The sequence below is a fragment of the Flavobacterium hydatis genome (genome assembly GCF_000737695.1).
Lineage (GTDB): Bacteria > Bacteroidota > Bacteroidia > Flavobacteriales > Flavobacteriaceae > Flavobacterium > Flavobacterium hydatis.
In genome coordinates this window covers 1-16,451 of the sequence record NZ_JPRM01000051.1, presented here as the reverse complement: position 1 = coordinate 16,451, position 16,451 = coordinate 1, and the positions used below count along the sequence as shown (strand labels likewise).

The window sequence follows — 16,451 nt, the reverse complement described above, 5'->3', positions numbered from 1 at the left end:
ATGATTCAAAATATAAAAAAGATTTTCACCCTCATAACGATGCTATCTGTATTTGGCGCTCTTGCACAACAAGATCCGCAATACACGCAGTATATGTACAATACGCTAACCGTAAACTCTGCGTATGCCGGCTCGTTAGGACATTTGGCCATAACCGGAATATACAGAACCCAATGGGTTGGACTTGAAGGAGCGCCAAAAACGGCTTCATTTAGTTTAGATACACCAGTAGGAAAACGTGTTGGATTAGGTTTATCTGTAATTAGTGAAGAAATCGGCCCATCTGAAGAACAATACATCGATGCTAATTTCTCTTATACCATACAATCAGGATTAACTCATAAATTATCTTTTGGTATAAAAGGCGGCGGACGTGTATTAAATATAGATTGGACAAAAGGAAGCTACAGAGATCCCGATGCTCAGTTCCGTGAAAACATTACCAACAAATTTCTACCAGTTATTGGCGCAGGTTTATACTGGCACGGAGAAAGAGACTACATCGGATTATCGATACCAAATTTTATGACACGCGAACGATATGATTATGATGACATTGCAGATGATCTTGTAAACCAACGCATGCACGTATATCTTATTGGTGGAATTGTTTTTGACTTATCGGCAAACACTAAATTTAAACCAGCAACTTTAATAAAATATGTTGCAGGCGCACCATTAATTGCTGATTTTTCGGCCAACTTTATGTTTAACGATTGTCTAACTCTTGGCGCATCATATCGTACCTCAGATTCTGTAAGCGGACTCGTTTCTTTACAAATATCACCGCAAATACTAGTAGGTTATGCGTATGATTATACCACAACCGAATTACAAAATTACAATAGTGGTACACATGAAATTATGCTAAGATTTGAATTAGTGTCACGCAAAAAAGGATTAAAATCGCCTAGATTCTTTTAATACTATGCTATATGAAAAGAACGATTATTATACTTGTATTATTAGTCATGCAGTTGGTTTATTCGCAAACGAAAAACAAAACTGCCGATGCTCTATTTGATAAAATGTATTATATAGAAGCCGCAAAATCGTATGAAATGTCAATAAAAAATGGCGATGTTTCTAAAGAAATTTTGCAGCGTGCTGGTGATGCCTATTATTTTAATACACAAATGGAAAACGCCAGTAAATGGTACGGTAAGCTCCTTGCCGATTATTCTGATGAAGTTTCGGCTGAATATTATTTCCGTTACGCACAATCTTTACAAGGAATCCAGAATTATGAATTGGCTAAAAAATGGATAAAAAGTTTTTCTGAAAAGCAAAAAACATCAGATTCCAGAGCCGAGAATTTTTCACTAAAAACAATAACACTCGAAGACATTAAAGCCATAAAACCACAGTTTATACTCGAAAATCTTGATATTAACTCGGCGTACTCCGATTTTGGTCCCATGTTTTATAAAGGCGATTTAGTTTACTCGACAACCGTAGATTCTTCTTATTTAAAAACAGATAAATACGGATGGAACGATCAGCCATTTTTAAACCTTCAGTTAGGAAAAATAAGCCCTACCCAAACAGATGTGACTTTTAAAGAACGTTTTGGAAAAGAGATTACAACAAAATATCATGAAGCTTGTGTGGCTTTTTCGCCTGACGAAAAAACAATATATTTTACAAGAAATAATTATAACGGAAAACTGAAAAGAGATTCTAAAGGAATTAATAATTTAAAAATTTACTCAGCAAAAGCGGTAGAAAACGGAAACGGTACTGTAAAATGGGAAAACATAAAGGAACTTCCTTTTAACAGCGATAATTATTCAGTTGGACAACCATCTGTAAGCAAAGACGGTAAGAAACTCTACTTTATTTCGGATATGCCCGGAACAATAGGTTCTACGGATGTTTTTGTAGTAGATATTTTAGGCGAAGATCAATATTCGAATCCTAAAAATTTAGGCGAAAAAGTAAATACTAGCGGGCGCGAAATGTTCCCTTTTATAACTGATAAAGCTTTATACTTTTCATCTGATGGTTTTCTGGGTTTAGGCGGACTTGATGTATTTGAAAGCCGATTAAACAACGAAATTTTTAATATTCCTGTTAACCTTGGAGCTCCACTAAATAGTAGTCTGGATGATTTTGGTTATATTGTAAACGAAGAAACGAACAAAGGTTTTGTATGTTCTAACAGAAAAACAGGCAAAGGTGACGATGATATTTATTCTTTCGAAAGAAGTTGTACACAAACTATTAAAGGGCATGTTTTTGATGCTATTTCTAATGCAAAAATAGCTGGTGCGATTGTTACGCTTAAAAACAAAGAGAATCAAAAAATCGACGAAACGGTTTCTAAAATTGATGGCAGTTTTGAGTTTGATGGAAACATTGCTTGTAGTACATCTTATACAATTGAGGCTGCAAAAGATAATTTTACAACCAATACAACAGCAATTACTACAGCCGAAAGCTCTGGGATTATTCAAGTTCCAATAGGTCTTGATCCTGGACTTATAGAGCGTAAAGATGGTTTATTGAAAATTAAAATTGGTATTATTTTCTTTGATCTTAATAAATCAGATATTCGTTATGATGCCGCAATAGAGTTAAACAAGGTAGTTTTACTAATGACTCAATATCCAGGTGTAATTATAAAGATAGAATCCCACACCGATTCCAGAGCTAATGATCAATACAATCTCGAGCTTTCTGACCGACGAGCTAAAGCGACTAGAGATTATATAATTTCTCAGGGAATTGCTCCTGATAGAATCGAAAGCGCAATAGGTTATGGAGAAACACAGCTTCTTAATAATTGCTCAAACGGAGTTCCTTGTACTGAAGCACAACATCAAATAAACAGACGTAGTGAGTTTATTATTACTAAGATGTAATTTAAAAAAAATAAAATTATTGCAGTCTTGATTACTTAGTAAAACCTATACATCAAGAATTAAGATATAGTATAACACAAAAGAAGCCGTCTCAAATCTTACATTGATACGGCTTCTTTTATTTTATTAATCAAGTCAATCCTTCACAGTACAATTCATCATAATAGCCTTCTTATAAAAAGCCCAGTATTTGCAGAAAAGTCATTGGTAGTACTTATCTGAATTAAGTCAGTTCCAATTCCAAACTGCCATCCATTATTCTCCAATCCTAACCGTAAATACTGACTTGCAGTATTATAGCCATTACCCTTTAGATTAAAGTTTAATGATCCTATAAACTGCATGAATAATTTCCAATTTTCATTTTTACTTATTGTTGGATTATAGGTCATAATTGTAAAAATTTCTCCGTTAGGTGATTTAATAGGTTCAACAGCTGCAAAAGCTAAAAATGAAAAACTCCTAATCGCTTTACTATATGCTATGGCTATTTGTGGAACAAACCCCGAATTGGTGGCGTAACCACCTCCTCCTACACTAATTAAACCCGCTACATCATAAAAGAAAAGAGATTGCCCAAGGATTGAGCTTTCTTCAAATTTTGCATAAGGAGATTCATATCTCAAATAACCAAAATACCCAAACCTACTTTTATCATGCATATATTTAGTCATATACATTTGATGGGTAAAAGCTCTGTTCCCTCCTAAAACTTCTACAGGAATGTCACGATTTTGACTGTAAGAAGTTGCAGTTAAAAATAAAACAAAAAAAACTACTCGTGTATATACATATTTTGGCTTGTAATTATTAGAGTCAATTTTAATATCAAACATAATTTATTTTTGAAATTTTTTAAATGTTTAATGATGGAAAGTGTGGCAAGACTTCTTCTGCTAATTCATTGATGATTTCGGGTATTGGTCGTTTACTAAACTGAATTCCTAATGCAGCATGGTTTACTCCTGCTTCCTGCCATTCGTTTAGCAAATCAATAAGTCCTAATCTTCCAGTTTTTAGCACAAACCCTCCTCTTAATGGTGTTCTGGGAAAATATGGATCTTCTGCCAATTCTATCCATTCATTGGTCATATGAGGCTTAAATTGTTGATTAGGAATTAAAGCTCTCCAAACACTTATTTTTTCACCCAGTCTAATTGTATCATTTTTATGAGTGGTTGCTCCAGGATAAGTAATCCAACCATCACTATTATTTGCTATCCATTCTAACGATTGCTGACTTGATCCTGTAACAAGAGCAGGAATAGATTTTGCCATAGGTTTAGGAATCAGATCCAAACCATTTAGAGAAGTTAGCTCAGAATTAATTCTAGGAAATGATTCCTGACCTATCTTACGTAATTCTTCTAATACTTGTCTAAAACGTTCCCCACGCTTTTCAAAAGGTTGTCCGAATGCAGGAAATTCTGCTGCACGATCTCCAGAACCAACTCCCATAATTAATCTGTTGTTAGATAATTGATCTAATGATCCAGTAACTTTTGCTAATGAGATAGGATGCCAAAAAGGTAATACAATACTTCCTGTGCCTAGAGCAACATTCTGGGTTTGTCCTGCAAGGAATGACAGATAAGTAAACGCATCATATACTTGACCAGCGTCTCCAAAACCAGGATCAAACAATGGAATATCACGTACCCAAATAGCACCAAAATTTTTATCGTCAATTTGTTTGATATACTTAGTATGCTCATTAAAAATATTAAGATTGCCAGCATAGAGGTCCAAAGGCAAAAAGATACCAAGCGTTAGTTTGTTTGGAGCATAAATACGATTGAATGCTTTGTGATTTTCAAAAGTTCGAATTGAATTTTCCATGTAATGTAATTTTTTAATTATTTGTATTTATAGAATATTAGATATCTAGAATTATAGATATCTTGTTTTAAAAAATAGAATAGTACCTTTTCAGGCATCCATCCTAAATCATTTTAAGATTATAACTGAACACCTAATTTATTGATCTGCATTAAAATTGGAGTTTCTAACTATAGCGCCTGTTTAATATAATCTCCTAATTCTTGAATTTTTTCTTCGTTACGCTTATAATATGTCCACTGCCCTTCTCTCACTGATTTTAATAAACCAGCACTTACCATTGATGACAAATAGGATGACGTTGTAGATTGAGAAATACCTGCTTTCTTTTGTATAACGCTCATGCATACCCCATAATCTTTTACCTCAGGTTCAATATCTTCAATAGCAAAATGAGCATGCGGATCTTTTAACCACGACAAGATTAGTATGCGGTGTTCGTTTGACAACATTTTAAACAATTCAATCATATCTAGATATCTATAATTATCGATACAAAGAAACTAATAAATAGTTATACTGTCAAAAAAATTGACAAAAAATATTTATATCACACGGTTAAAATAGGAATAAAAGAATAACACCCCACAAACATTGTCAACGGTTTCAACCGTTGGAGCGCAATGCATCGTCCCAATCTGTCATTTCTCATCGTAAGATTGATTAGTAATAATAAGAAACCTCCAAAATCCGAAGATTCTGGAGGTTTTATTTTCAAATTCTTAAGCTATCTCATAGAAGTTAAAACTATAAAATAGTTATTCTAATCAACCACCACCACTACGTTTTGCAGTTGTAGTTGCTTTTAGTTTATCCTGAACATTTTTAAACATTAAATAATCAGAAATAGTCGTTGGCCCAGGATATAAATTACTTTGTACTGCATGAGGTGGATATTTTTCGTATGTTTTAACAAAGTCACCAATTATATTTTGGATCGTAGGTAGAAACCATGTTTTTTCAGTAAAGTTATTCATAAACAAATCATATCGTTCTTGAGGATCTGCCCATAAATCAAATATCTGAGGCACAGTTGCTACATAATTGCTTCCCCCTTTCCACCCTAAATTAGAGTCTACGGCCAATCCTCCAGTGCTTGCACCATTATCACCACGTAAATTAAATACGGCTTTAAATTTACCTATTCTGATAGCTCCAGGAGTTAACTCATCTTCTGTAAAATAAAACCACATATCTCTTTTTGATTTTCCTGTACCAAATAAAACTGGAGACATATCGTAACTATCAAAAATAGTTGGCTTGCCTTCTCTGTCTATAGTTGGTAATTCCTGACCAGACAATGCTGCAAATGTTGCCATAAAATCTAGCGTTCCCAAAATATCATGGTTTTGAGTTCCAGCTTTAATTTTACCAGGCCACCATGCTAATGTCGGAATACGGCTTCCTCCCTCACGGTCAGTTCCCTTTGTCCCTCTAAATGGTGTATAACCACAATCTGGATAAACATCCTGCCATGTTCCGTTATCTACTGTATATATAATTAAAGTATTTTCTGCGATTCCAAGATTTCGTACTTCATCCATAATGCGACCTATTCTGGTATCAAGCTCTACAATACAGTCCGCATATTTGTTTTTACCAGATGATTTTCCTGCAAAATCAGGATGTGGTATGTTTGGCTGATGATTTTTGGCAAAAGATATTTCCATAAAAAAAGGTTTATCTTTTTTCCCATTTTCTTTCAACCATTTTATAGATTCCTCTTCGGTATATTGGTCTAGATATGGAATTACTTTTCCATCTATTTTTCTAACTTCTCTATAAGGTTTTCCAGCCTCACCTTCTAAAGCTCCTTTAGTTCCTTTTACCCACTGTGCTCTAATATTTTCAGGCATATCAGCATTCCACTCAGGATCAGTATACGTATACGCATTTAAGTGATATAACGTTACGTTTTTCATCACATCAAAACCCTGAGCGATTGGCATCGAATAATCCTCTTCGCCAAGATGCCATTTTCCAGCAAAGAAAGTACTATAGTTTTTGCGTTTTAACAAAGAAGCAAGCGTCCATTCGGCTTTTGGCAAACCACCACCATCTCCAGGAAATGCAACAGTTGTCATACCGCTTCGGTTAGGGATTCGCCCAGTTATTAAGGCTGCTCTTCCGGGTGTGCAGCTTGGCTGTCCGTAAAATGACCAAAATTGAATTCCTTCTTTAGCCATTTTATCAATATTAGGAGTTGCAGCTCCACGACCCTCTCCTCCACCATAGGGACCTAAGTCGCCCCATCCGGTATCATCAGATAATAAAATAATAATATTTGGACTCTTTTGGGAATATCCAATTAAAGTCGCAAAAGAAAAACATATCACAGTAAGAACAGTAATAATGTTTGATTTTTTAATAGGTACTTTTTTTGTGTTCATAATTTTTTGGGGATAAATTAGTATTAAGGGGTAATATTATTTTATCTGATTTATTGGATATGAAACTTATGCAACTTAGAATTTATTTAAAATCAGACTATTTGGCTATTTTTTTTTAAATGCTAAAAGCACTTTTTATTCTGACTAAGGAATTGCAGAAAATATTGGTTAAATCAAAACTAAAAAAAATAAAAACCCAATCAATTATGTTCTGTGTCCAAAAACGTTTCATGTTACAATGTGGAACAAGTTAAATGCAACAATACTATTTTGGATATGAGACAAACAAAGCATTAACATCAATAAAGAATTTTAAAAAATATTATATCTAATCCTTAACTTTTGCAGCACATCCCTAAATTATAGGCACAAAAAAAGACTTTAAGTTTTTCCCTAAAGTCTCCGTTTGATAGCTGCGATAAAATTTTATTCCGTTTTTCCCTTAAAGCTTGCATAAATCGCCATTGCATGTCCATGTCCCAATTCAAACTCTTCTTTGAGCCAATTTGTTATTTGGGTAGCCTTTACAGTTTCGATAATATTCCCATCTTTCACGAATCCTTTCTTTTCAGCAAGTTCTTTAAACTGGGCTGGTGTTTTACCCGTTTTAGTTTTAATGTTGTCTATATACGCTTGAAATGACATAATTTTATAGATTTAGTTTGTGATACAATTTATAATAAATAGCTAATATTCCCAAGAAAATTTCTAAGATTAGTCTGCAATAAATATACTTGAGATAAAAAATTAATTTTTAGCAGATGAATAATAGAACATCCATTGATGTCCAAATTTATCTGTAAGATGACCAAATAGGGCTCCAAAAAAAGTCATTTCTAATGAATGAGTTGCATAGCCATCTTTGGCCAGATGAGCATAAGTTTTTCTTATTTCATCCTCACTATTAAAAGTAAGCATCATTGCGACAGCATTTCCTTTAATAAAGTTTTCTGGTGCCATATCTGATCCCATAATTACAATAGAGTCACTTTTGAGTGTGGCGTGCAAAATACATTTTTTCATTTTTTGTGGCAAATCTTCAGCCATTGGCGAATCGGCTATGGTTTGTAGCTCGAGTTCACCACCAAGACATGCTTTGTAAAATGTCATGGCTTCCCGACAATTGCCATTAAATGTTAAATAAGAATTAAGCTGTACCATTTTTATTGTTTTATTATTGTTGCGGAAATTGAGCCATATCCATGTATAGAACATCCCAAAGATGACCATCAAGATCCTCAAAGCATCTTTGTTGCATAAAACCATAATCTTTAGCTTCGGCATATTCCTTACCTCCTGCTCTTAAAGCTTTATCAATTGTTGCATTAACTTCTTGAGTGCTATCTAGGGATAAAGAATTAATAACAGAAGCGGTTTTAAGAGTATTACCGATTTCTTTTTTGGTAAATTCATTAAATTTTGAATGCGTTAAAAGCATTACATAAATTTCTTCGGTCAGAACCATGCAAGCAGCAGTTTCGTCTGTAAACTGTGGGTTATTTGTAAATCCGATTGCTGTGTAAAAAGACTTTGCCTTTTGTAAATCTGCTACAGGCAGATTGATAAAAATTTTAGTTGCCATTTGTTTAATTTTTTAATTGTTAAATTGATTAATACAAAGATCGAACAGAAATAGTAGAACAAGAATATATAAAAATGACAACAAAAGGGTGTTTTACGACAAACTATATTTATCTTTGAAATGGTATGAAATTAAAGCTATGACAAAAAAAGTAAGTGTCCTTGTTCCTGAAAGCTCTGTTTTGCAAGCCATTGCAGATCCTCAGTATCTATTTTCGGCAGTAAACCAATTTATGTTATCTTCTGGCAAAGAACCGCTGTTTGATGTGCAGTTAGTTGGCTTAAAGAAAGAAGTAAAACTAAATGACGGGTTATATTCTGTAAACGCCTCTCACCTTTTAAAAGATATTACAACAACTGATTTAATTGTAATACCTGCATTATTTGGTGATATGAAGAATGCAATAGCACTAAATCAACAATTTTTGCCTTGGATAAACGAACAATATGATAAAGGTGCCGAAGTAGCTTCTTTATGTGTTGGTGCATTCTTGCTGGCTTCTACAGGATTATTGAATAATAAAAAATGTTCTACACATTGGGGATTTCAAAACGAGTTTAGAGAAATGTTTCCCGAAGTAGAAGTTGTCGACGGAAGTATAATTACCGAAGAATTGCGTATTTATTCTAGCGGAGGTGCAAACTCTTACTGGAACTTGTTGTTGCATCTGGTAGAAAAATATACGGATAGACAAACCGCTATATTGGCTTCTAAATATTTTGCTATTGATATAGATAGAGATAGTCAGGCAGCATTTGCCATGTTTCAGGGTCAAAAAAATCATAATGATACGGCAATAAAGCAAACGCAGGAATTTATTGAAGATAATATTCAGGAAAAAATTACAATCGATGAATTGGCAGAACTAGTATCATTAGGCAGAAGAAGTTTTGAAAGACGATTTAAAGCCGCAACCAACAATTCTGTTTTAGAATATATAAATAGAGTGAAAATTGAATTTGCCAAAAAAAGCTTTGAAACCAGCCGTAAGAATATAAACGAAGTAATGTACGATGTAGGCTATACAGATACCAAAGCATTTCGTAGTATTTTTAAGAAAGTCACTGGATTAAACCCTATAGAATACCGTAATAAGTACAATAAAATGGTTCTTAACTAAAAAGTTGTATTTATTAACCCGATTGTACAGATATACAAAACGTTAGCGCGGAAATTCTTTCCGTGACTGCAAAATATAAGATATCATTCTAAGTTCCAGAGGAACGCTATATTTATAGAAATTCATGTTTTTTTTTGTAAAACCCCGTAGGGGGTGGCATATGAATCCGCAGAAAAATCTAAATATCGCTACGCTGTAGCTTTACCTCAAGAACCTGCATATTTTCTATAAACATGATGCTCCGATGGAGCAATTTCACTTCATATTTTCTAAAACTTTCTGAGAGTTATAGTGTCTTCTAAACTTGAAAATCACATTTAATTACGGGAAATTCCTTGTATATGTTATCTCACTTAAAGTACCCAAAAAACACTTTTTTAAAAACATTACTTTCATATATTTGTTTACTACAAAACCAAAGTTTTTTCACAAGCTGACATTATAAACCACTTAATCAAACAATTAAACCAAAAATTATGACAATAAAACATTTAACGGCATTTTTGTTTTTTGCCTTACTTGGGTGTAAAAGTAATCAGGAAATTAATAAGCAAAATATTGAAAATGCTATTACAAAAAATGCCTTACAATTATTAGAGGACAAAAGATTTCATTCTGTTTCAATAACTGTGTTTAAAGATGGAGAGTCTACAATAAAACATTTTGGAGAATTATCTATCGGAAAAGGAAACAAACCAAACGATTCTACACTTTATGAATTAGCTTCTGTAACTAAAACTTTTACGGGCTATGTAGCCGCTAAAGCTGTACTTGATAAAAAAATAAATTTAGATGATGATATTAGAATCTATCTAAGCGAGCCTTATCCTAATTTAGAATTTAATGGGGAATCCATAACAATCAAACACCTTCTCACGCATACAAGTGGGTTTCCTAATTTCCCTATAAAAAGCGAAAATAAAGAAGCTTTTTTTGAAGGATTAAAACTAATCAAAATTGAAACTAAACCTGGAGAAATATATTCCTATTCAAACACAGCTCCAGAGTTAACAGCATATATACTTGAAAAAGTATATCAAAAGCCATTTGAGGAATTGGTAACTGAATTTGTTTTGAAACCAAATAAAATGAACCAAACCAAATTCACCTTAAATGATAATGAAAAAGCAATTTTAGTAAAGGGTTACAATGATAAAAACGAATTAATGCCAAACTTCAATAGAACTTTATGGGGAGGAATTTCAGGATTGCACTCTACGCCTGCGGATTTAGTAAAATATATGAAATTGCAACTTGACAAGTCAAATCTTGTTGTAAATGAATCTCATAAAAAATTATATAAAGAAGGTTCAGATTTTTGGGAAGGTTATCATTGGTATATATTAGAAAATGATAATGAATTAATTTATAGACATCACGGAGGCATATACGGAATGCAAAATTGGTTTGTGATTTATCCTAAAAAAAATATGGGAATATCTATATTCACAAATACCAGCTTTAATGAAACAGGAGAAATTTTGGAAAAAGTGGTTAATAAATTATATGAAGACCTAAATAAATAGATATAAACTGAAAAACAATAGGCTTAATTTCATGATGATTTTATGCTTAAAAAATTAGCCATTAACCCTACTTGCAAATTTTTTAAAACTTCTAAAAAAAGGTGCTGTCCAAAATTAGACAGCACCTTTTTTATATTACTTAAGAAATAGTGAATTTTGTAAATAGCTATTGCGAAATAGTATTGTTTTTTGGTGGAAAAAAGAAATGTGAAGGCTTACTTAAAAAATACCTAAAGATTGCTCTTGCTACTTGTCTTAATTCCAAAAGCGGAATGTTTCTGGAACGAAATGCAAGTCCCAGCGACAAGCTGAAACTTACCATAAAATTGACTAAACCTATAAGACCGATACCAATCACAGACCAGATAAGCATCCATTGGTCAACATAAAAATCAGCGCCATATATCGCTAATGCGAAGTTTCCACTCGCAAAAGTAATGTGCCTAACATCGATATTTAACCCGAAGAATATCCCAATAAAAGCTGTACTTCCCATAAAAACTCCAAACCAGAAATTAGAAATAATCCCTGCCCATTTTTTTTCATATAACGATGCCAATTTCTTAGTCCACTTCTTGCCTAAACTTAATTTTAATAATGGGTGTTCCTGAATACGATAGTAAATATGATTGTGTTTATCACGATTAGCAATACTACCAGCAATAATTCCTGATAAAAACAGAAAAACTCCTGCTATGGCTGCATGAAAAATTGCTGCTGAATAAATCGGATTTAAATCCTGTAATAAAGTTGGCCACTTTTCCTGAGCTATATTATAATGAAATATTTGATCAATAAGCCAGATACCAAGTAATGAAACAGGAAAAGCTACAATTACGTTCCCTACAAAAGCAATAAACTGTGAGCGGAATACTCGGGCAAAAAATATGGCAAATTCTTTATACTTATAATCTTTTTTATCTTGTGTTTTTTGCTTAAACCCTTCTTGTAAAGCTCTTACCAATGCAGAAGCTGTCATTGCAGGTTGCTTTGTTGCGAGTGTAAATCCAAGAATATAAATGATGATGAATCCTATAGAATAATTCATGCTATATAAAAAAACATGTCCAAATCCGCTGGCTTCTACTTTTCCTAATAAGAGTTTGATAATACATAATATCCCTACGATAAAACCTCCTCCAGCGGCTGAAAGAAGCATTTTATAATATTCTTTACTACTGTTGGTTATATAATGTTCTCCCGTATTAGCGGTATGTTGGGTTATTTCATAAGATAAAAGTTGCGTACTCTCATTAACTAATTTCTGAATATTGTTTTTATCACAATTGTATTTAATCAATTTATATGATAACGAAATAGTATTTCTTTTGGCATCTTCTTCATTACCTCTTATTAAAAGCGGCAACAACGATTTTAGTCTTTGAAGTTGCTGACGGATTCGTAGCAAACTTTGATTTACGTGCAGCGAAATACCAAATTTGTTGCTGTTCTTAAAAGCTGTTTCTATATAAGCAACACATTGTTTATGCAGAATAACTAATTGTTTGTACCCTAAATCTTCTTCATCGATAGAATTCTCAGGAGATTCAATCAGCTTTTCATTCATTAATAATAATTCTCGCTGAAAAGCAATAAATGGACTCTCTAGATTTTCATATTCTGGTACCATCTGGATTACATCTGTTTCCATTGCCGATCCACAAATGCGGTACGTAATAACCTCCATCGCAAAAATGAGCTCATTAAACGAGGATTTTTCATCCGTTAATCCATAAATAGAACGAAATTTAAGTAAAGAAAATAACTCCAGAATTTGTTCTTGAGGTATTTTTTTTATCCATATTGGGTCTGTATTTACAAAGAATAATTGATTTAAAATAAATTGTAAAGTGTCCTTTTCTGGTTGCTCAGGAATTAATTTGGCAAAAATCCTTTTGCGTACTTCAAAGAAGAAATTGGCATCCTGAAGAATACCTGCGTCCGAAAGGATTTTATTAAACTTTTTATTTTCTAAGTGAGCATTAATGCAAACCATTAATCCATTACGATAATTTTGATTCTCTTGAAGTAAATTAATTAGTTCTGATAAATCAACAACAGTTACTGTTTTTGGATTCTTAGGGCGAACTAAATTTACCAATTCTACCAGTAATTCTACATTTTCGCTATTAAATTCCCATAACTGTTCGTTATTAAAGTTTTTTTCAAAATAGTATTTTAATGTCATTTTTGGTTTTCTCCTCAATTTCATTCTAATCAAATTTTATTATAGCTAACCCTCTTATATTAGATACAAAAAAAGGAAGCTCGTTTACGTAATGCAATATACTGTATAAGAATTACAGTCATTTTAATTTTCTCTTAAAGTATTCAGATAGGTACTATTTGTTGTCACCAAAACAATATTGTATTTCTGCATTTATTAAGAAAAATTATTTCAAATTTTTCTTCCAATCGTACGGTAATAATTTATCTAGTGTAGTAAAGACACCATTTGTGACTTCTACAATCGCATTACGATTTTCTTCTGCTAATTGACTAATCAATTCTCGACAGCGACCACACGGAGGGACTGCGTTACCCGAACCATCTACTGCTACAAATGATTTTATCTGATACTCATTATGCTTGAGCATTTCGGCTACAGCACTATGCTCTGCACAAAATCCCATTGAACAGGCTGTATCTATACTAATGCCCGTATAAATATTTCCTTGAACTGTTTCGATAGCTGCCGCAACATCGCCATAGGCAACAAAATTATTTAAAGTCGTCGCCTTCGCAAATTGCATTGCGATTTCTTTTAAGTCTTTATTCATCGTTTTAAAACGTTTATTATTAAAAATAAGAGGTTTTTAAGTATTATTTAATGGAACATCTTAGCAACATTTTGATTGCCAAAATTGGTTCTTCTAAACTTTTTTCTAGAACAAATCTTATATGAAGCAGATTGTCCAATATTAACTGTGTTTTGCAAATAAACACATTCTTTTTATTTAAAAGGAGCAAATAAGCATTGGATTAAGATATTTAACTTTATCGTATCAGCCTATAATAAAAATTTTAAAACCTTTGAAGCTTCTTTTTTTAAAGTGTATTTAGCTACTTTTTTTAAGGTAATTTGCAATTTAAGTTCTTGTTTATCTTGATGGTGCGTACTCTAAAAAAGTACTTTTTATAAAAGATAGAAAAACTGCCCAGAGAATAATTCTGGGCAGTTTTTAATTGATTAATCTAATTTTATTATTTAGGATTAATTAACATATAAGTAACCACTTTTTTCTGTTCTTGTTTCAGCATTTGTTTGATAACGCAGGATGTAAAAATACGTTCCTGCGGGTACAACATTCCCTTTTTGAACAGTCGTTCTTCCGTCGGAAACACCACGAAATACATTATCATTAGATCCATATCCGCTGGTTTCATAGATTTTAACTCCCCAACGATTATAAATTTCGACTGAATTGTCTGGATAATGTTCTAATCCTTCTATTTTGAAATAATCGTTTATTCCATCACCATTGGCCGAAACGGCATTATATATTATTACTCCTGTAGGTGTAACAGCTGCTTCTGCCCTATTGTTATCCTGATTAGGATCTGCAGGTGTTGAAGCGTTTAAAGAGGCAATATTAAGATAATCTCCTGTTCCTTTTACCTTTGCCGTTAACGTTAAAATTTCGGTTGTTCCTGCGGCTAAAACGGGTAAATCCCAAACTCCATTTGAACTAGTATATGTTCCTGAAGTTGTTGTTGATATTACATAACTATATCCCGATGGCAACATTTCGTCTATGCTTACATGCTGAAAATCACTTGTGCCAATATTTGTTGCTGTTATAGTAAATATAACATTTTCTCCAATAGTTGGCGTTGGATTGTTTACCGTTTTTCCTATCGCAATATCTGAACAAACAGTTACTGATACTGGAAAATGAATTGCTACAATCGGATTACAATTAGAAGAATTTATAAATTCTACCTCAACAGAACCATTTCCTGCTGTTGTCCATGTAACAGTTACAAAATCATCATTTAATTGTCCTCCTGCTTTAATTGAACCTCCTGTAACCATCCAATTGTAATCGGACATTGCTGATGTAGTTTTATACGTTACTTCTTCAGCAATGCATGTTGTAGCTTTCCAGCCAATGATTTCTCCTGGTAAATCGGTTCTTATTATTGCTGTTACGGCTAAACGTGTAATGCTTTCACAAGTTCCCGCTGTAAGTGATCCATAATAAACTGTTCCGTTTACAAGAGTTGTTCCTGCCGAAACTATATTTCCGCCATTTGCAGCATCATACCAAGTTACATTACTTTCGTTTGTAACTAAATCTGAAACTAAAGCATTTGATGCTAAACAGAATTCTTGTGTTGCACTTCCTGTTGGTGTTCCTGCATCATTTATAATTGCTGTTACGGCTAAACGTGTAATGCTTTCGCAAGTTCCCGCTGTAAGTGATCCATAATAAACTGTTCCGTTTACAAGTGTTGTTCCTGCCGAAACTACATTTCCGCCATTTGCAGCATCATACCAAGTAACATTATTTTCGTTTGTAACTAAATCTGAAACCAAAGCATTTGATGCTAAACAAAACTCTTGCATTGCATTTCCTGTTGGCGTTGCTGCATCGTTTATCATTGCCGTTACAGCCAAACGTGTAATGCTTTCACAAGTTCCCGCTGTTAATGATCCATAATAAACTGTTCCGTTTACAAGCGTTGTTCCTGCCAAAACTACATTTCCGCCATTTGCAGCATCATACCAAGTCACATTATTTTCGTTTGTAACTAAATCTGAAACCAAAGCATTTGATGCTAAACAAAACTCTTGTGTCGCACTTCCTGTTGGTGTTGCTGCATCGTTTATAATTGCTGTTACGGCTAAACGTGTAATGCTTTCGCAAGTTCCCGCTGTTAATGATCCATAATAAATAGTCCCGTTTACAAGTGTTGTTCCTGCCGAAACTACATTTCCGCCATTTGCAGCATCATACCAAGTCACATTATTTTCGTTTGTAACTAAATCTGAAACCAAAGCGTTTGATGTTAAACAAAACTCTTGTGTTGCACTTCCTGTTGGTGTTCCTGCATCATTTATAATTGCTGTTACGGCTAAACGTGTAATGCTTTCGCAAATTCCCGTTGTTAACGAACCATAATAAA

The 16,451-nt window shown here is 33.3% G+C and carries 14 protein-coding genes; 4 read left to right on the top strand and 10 right to left on the bottom strand.

The window, feature by feature from the left end; all coding sequences use genetic code 11:
• On the top strand, positions 1-924 hold the full coding sequence (locus IW20_RS22710; RefSeq protein WP_081912549.1) for a PorP/SprF family type IX secretion system membrane protein: 924 nt from the start codon (positions 1-3) through the stop codon (positions 922-924).
• Positions 925-935: 11 nt separating this feature from the next.
• A complete protein-coding gene (locus IW20_RS22705; protein ID WP_035628026.1) occupies positions 936-2,864 on the top strand; it encodes an OmpA family protein in 1,929 nt (642 codons plus the stop codon).
• A 158-nt stretch (positions 2,865-3,022) separates the two neighbouring features.
• On the opposite strand, the gene IW20_RS22700 is transcribed toward IW20_RS22705, so the two are convergent.
• From IW20_RS22700 to IW20_RS22670, 7 genes are all read right to left on the bottom strand, one after another.
• Entirely contained in the window at positions 3,023-3,700 is a 678-nt protein-coding gene (locus IW20_RS22700) for a hypothetical protein (protein WP_035628024.1), read from the bottom strand.
• A gap of 19 nt (positions 3,701-3,719) precedes the next feature.
• Positions 3,720-4,703: an LLM class oxidoreductase gene (locus tag IW20_RS22695; protein ID WP_035628023.1), complete on the bottom strand. Its 984-nt coding sequence runs from the start codon at positions 4,701-4,703 to the stop codon at positions 3,720-3,722.
• Between the two features lie 170 nt (positions 4,704-4,873).
• A complete protein-coding gene (locus tag IW20_RS22690; RefSeq protein ID WP_240478524.1) occupies positions 4,874-5,155 on the bottom strand; it encodes an ArsR/SmtB family transcription factor in 282 nt (93 codons plus the stop codon).
• Between the two features lie 315 nt (positions 5,156-5,470).
• A complete protein-coding gene (locus tag IW20_RS22685) occupies positions 5,471-7,093 on the bottom strand; it encodes an arylsulfatase (protein WP_051886132.1) in 1,623 nt (540 codons plus the stop codon).
• A gap of 426 nt (positions 7,094-7,519) precedes the next feature.
• The gene (locus IW20_RS22680; RefSeq protein WP_035628021.1) at positions 7,520-7,738 is read right to left on the bottom strand and encodes a DUF4287 domain-containing protein; all 219 of its coding nucleotides are present in this window, start codon (positions 7,736-7,738) and stop codon (positions 7,520-7,522) included.
• A 102-nt stretch (positions 7,739-7,840) separates the two neighbouring features.
• The gene (locus IW20_RS22675) at positions 7,841-8,254 is read right to left on the bottom strand and encodes a VOC family protein (protein ID WP_035628080.1); all 414 of its coding nucleotides are present in this window, start codon (positions 8,252-8,254) and stop codon (positions 7,841-7,843) included.
• A gap of 13 nt (positions 8,255-8,267) precedes the next feature.
• Positions 8,268-8,675 (bottom strand): VOC family protein, encoded by a 408-nt coding sequence (locus tag IW20_RS22670; protein ID WP_035628020.1) that lies wholly within the window; start codon positions 8,673-8,675, stop codon positions 8,268-8,270.
• 139 nt (positions 8,676-8,814) lie between these two features.
• Here IW20_RS22670 and IW20_RS22665 point away from each other — a divergent pair, with 139 nt between their 5' ends.
• Positions 8,815-9,795: a GlxA family transcriptional regulator gene (locus IW20_RS22665; protein WP_035628019.1), complete on the top strand. Its 981-nt coding sequence runs from the start codon at positions 8,815-8,817 to the stop codon at positions 9,793-9,795.
• Positions 9,796-10,271: 476 nt separating this feature from the next.
• Complete coding sequence (locus IW20_RS22660; RefSeq protein WP_035628016.1) at positions 10,272-11,321, top strand: serine hydrolase domain-containing protein; 1,050 nt, start codon at positions 10,272-10,274, stop codon at positions 11,319-11,321.
• Positions 11,322-11,487: 166 nt separating this feature from the next.
• Here IW20_RS22660 and IW20_RS22655 read toward each other — a convergent pair whose 3' ends face one another.
• From IW20_RS22655 to IW20_RS22645, 3 genes are all read right to left on the bottom strand, one after another.
• The gene (locus IW20_RS22655) at positions 11,488-13,509 is read right to left on the bottom strand and encodes a site-specific recombinase (protein ID WP_035628015.1); all 2,022 of its coding nucleotides are present in this window, start codon (positions 13,507-13,509) and stop codon (positions 11,488-11,490) included.
• A gap of 205 nt (positions 13,510-13,714) precedes the next feature.
• Positions 13,715-14,101, bottom strand: coding sequence for a cytidine deaminase family protein (locus IW20_RS22650; protein WP_035628013.1), 387 nt, complete (start codon positions 14,099-14,101; stop codon positions 13,715-13,717).
• A gap of 434 nt (positions 14,102-14,535) precedes the next feature.
• On the bottom strand, positions 14,536-16,451 hold a 1,916-nt coding region (locus tag IW20_RS22645; protein ID WP_035628011.1), incomplete at its 5' end, for an Ig-like domain-containing protein.

Excerpts from the sequence above, each read along its gene's own strand:
- IW20_RS22710 (WP_081912549.1), top strand. The coding sequence starts at position 1 with ATGATTCAAAATATAAAAAAGATTTTCACCCTCATAACGATGCTATCT.
- IW20_RS22705 (WP_035628026.1), top strand. The coding sequence starts at position 936 with ATGAAAAGAACGATTATTATACTTGTATTATTAGTCATGCAGTTGGTT.
- IW20_RS22700 (WP_035628024.1), bottom strand. The coding sequence starts at position 3,700 with ATGTTTGATATTAAAATTGACTCTAATAATTACAAGCCAAAATATGTA.
- IW20_RS22695 (WP_035628023.1), bottom strand. The coding sequence starts at position 4,703 with ATGGAAAATTCAATTCGAACTTTTGAAAATCACAAAGCATTCAATCGT.
- IW20_RS22690 (WP_240478524.1), bottom strand. The coding sequence starts at position 5,155 with ATGTTGTCAAACGAACACCGCATACTAATCTTGTCGTGGTTAAAAGAT.
- IW20_RS22685 (WP_051886132.1), bottom strand. The coding sequence starts at position 7,093 with ATGAACACAAAAAAAGTACCTATTAAAAAATCAAACATTATTACTGTT.
- IW20_RS22680 (WP_035628021.1), bottom strand. The coding sequence starts at position 7,738 with ATGTCATTTCAAGCGTATATAGACAACATTAAAACTAAAACGGGTAAA.
- IW20_RS22675 (WP_035628080.1), bottom strand. The coding sequence starts at position 8,254 with ATGGTACAGCTTAATTCTTATTTAACATTTAATGGCAATTGTCGGGAA.
- IW20_RS22670 (WP_035628020.1), bottom strand. The coding sequence starts at position 8,675 with ATGGCAACTAAAATTTTTATCAATCTGCCTGTAGCAGATTTACAAAAG.
- IW20_RS22665 (WP_035628019.1), top strand. The coding sequence starts at position 8,815 with ATGACAAAAAAAGTAAGTGTCCTTGTTCCTGAAAGCTCTGTTTTGCAA.
- IW20_RS22660 (WP_035628016.1), top strand. The coding sequence starts at position 10,272 with ATGACAATAAAACATTTAACGGCATTTTTGTTTTTTGCCTTACTTGGG.
- IW20_RS22655 (WP_035628015.1), bottom strand. The coding sequence starts at position 13,509 with ATGACATTAAAATACTATTTTGAAAAAAACTTTAATAACGAACAGTTA.
- IW20_RS22650 (WP_035628013.1), bottom strand. The coding sequence starts at position 14,101 with ATGAATAAAGACTTAAAAGAAATCGCAATGCAATTTGCGAAGGCGACG.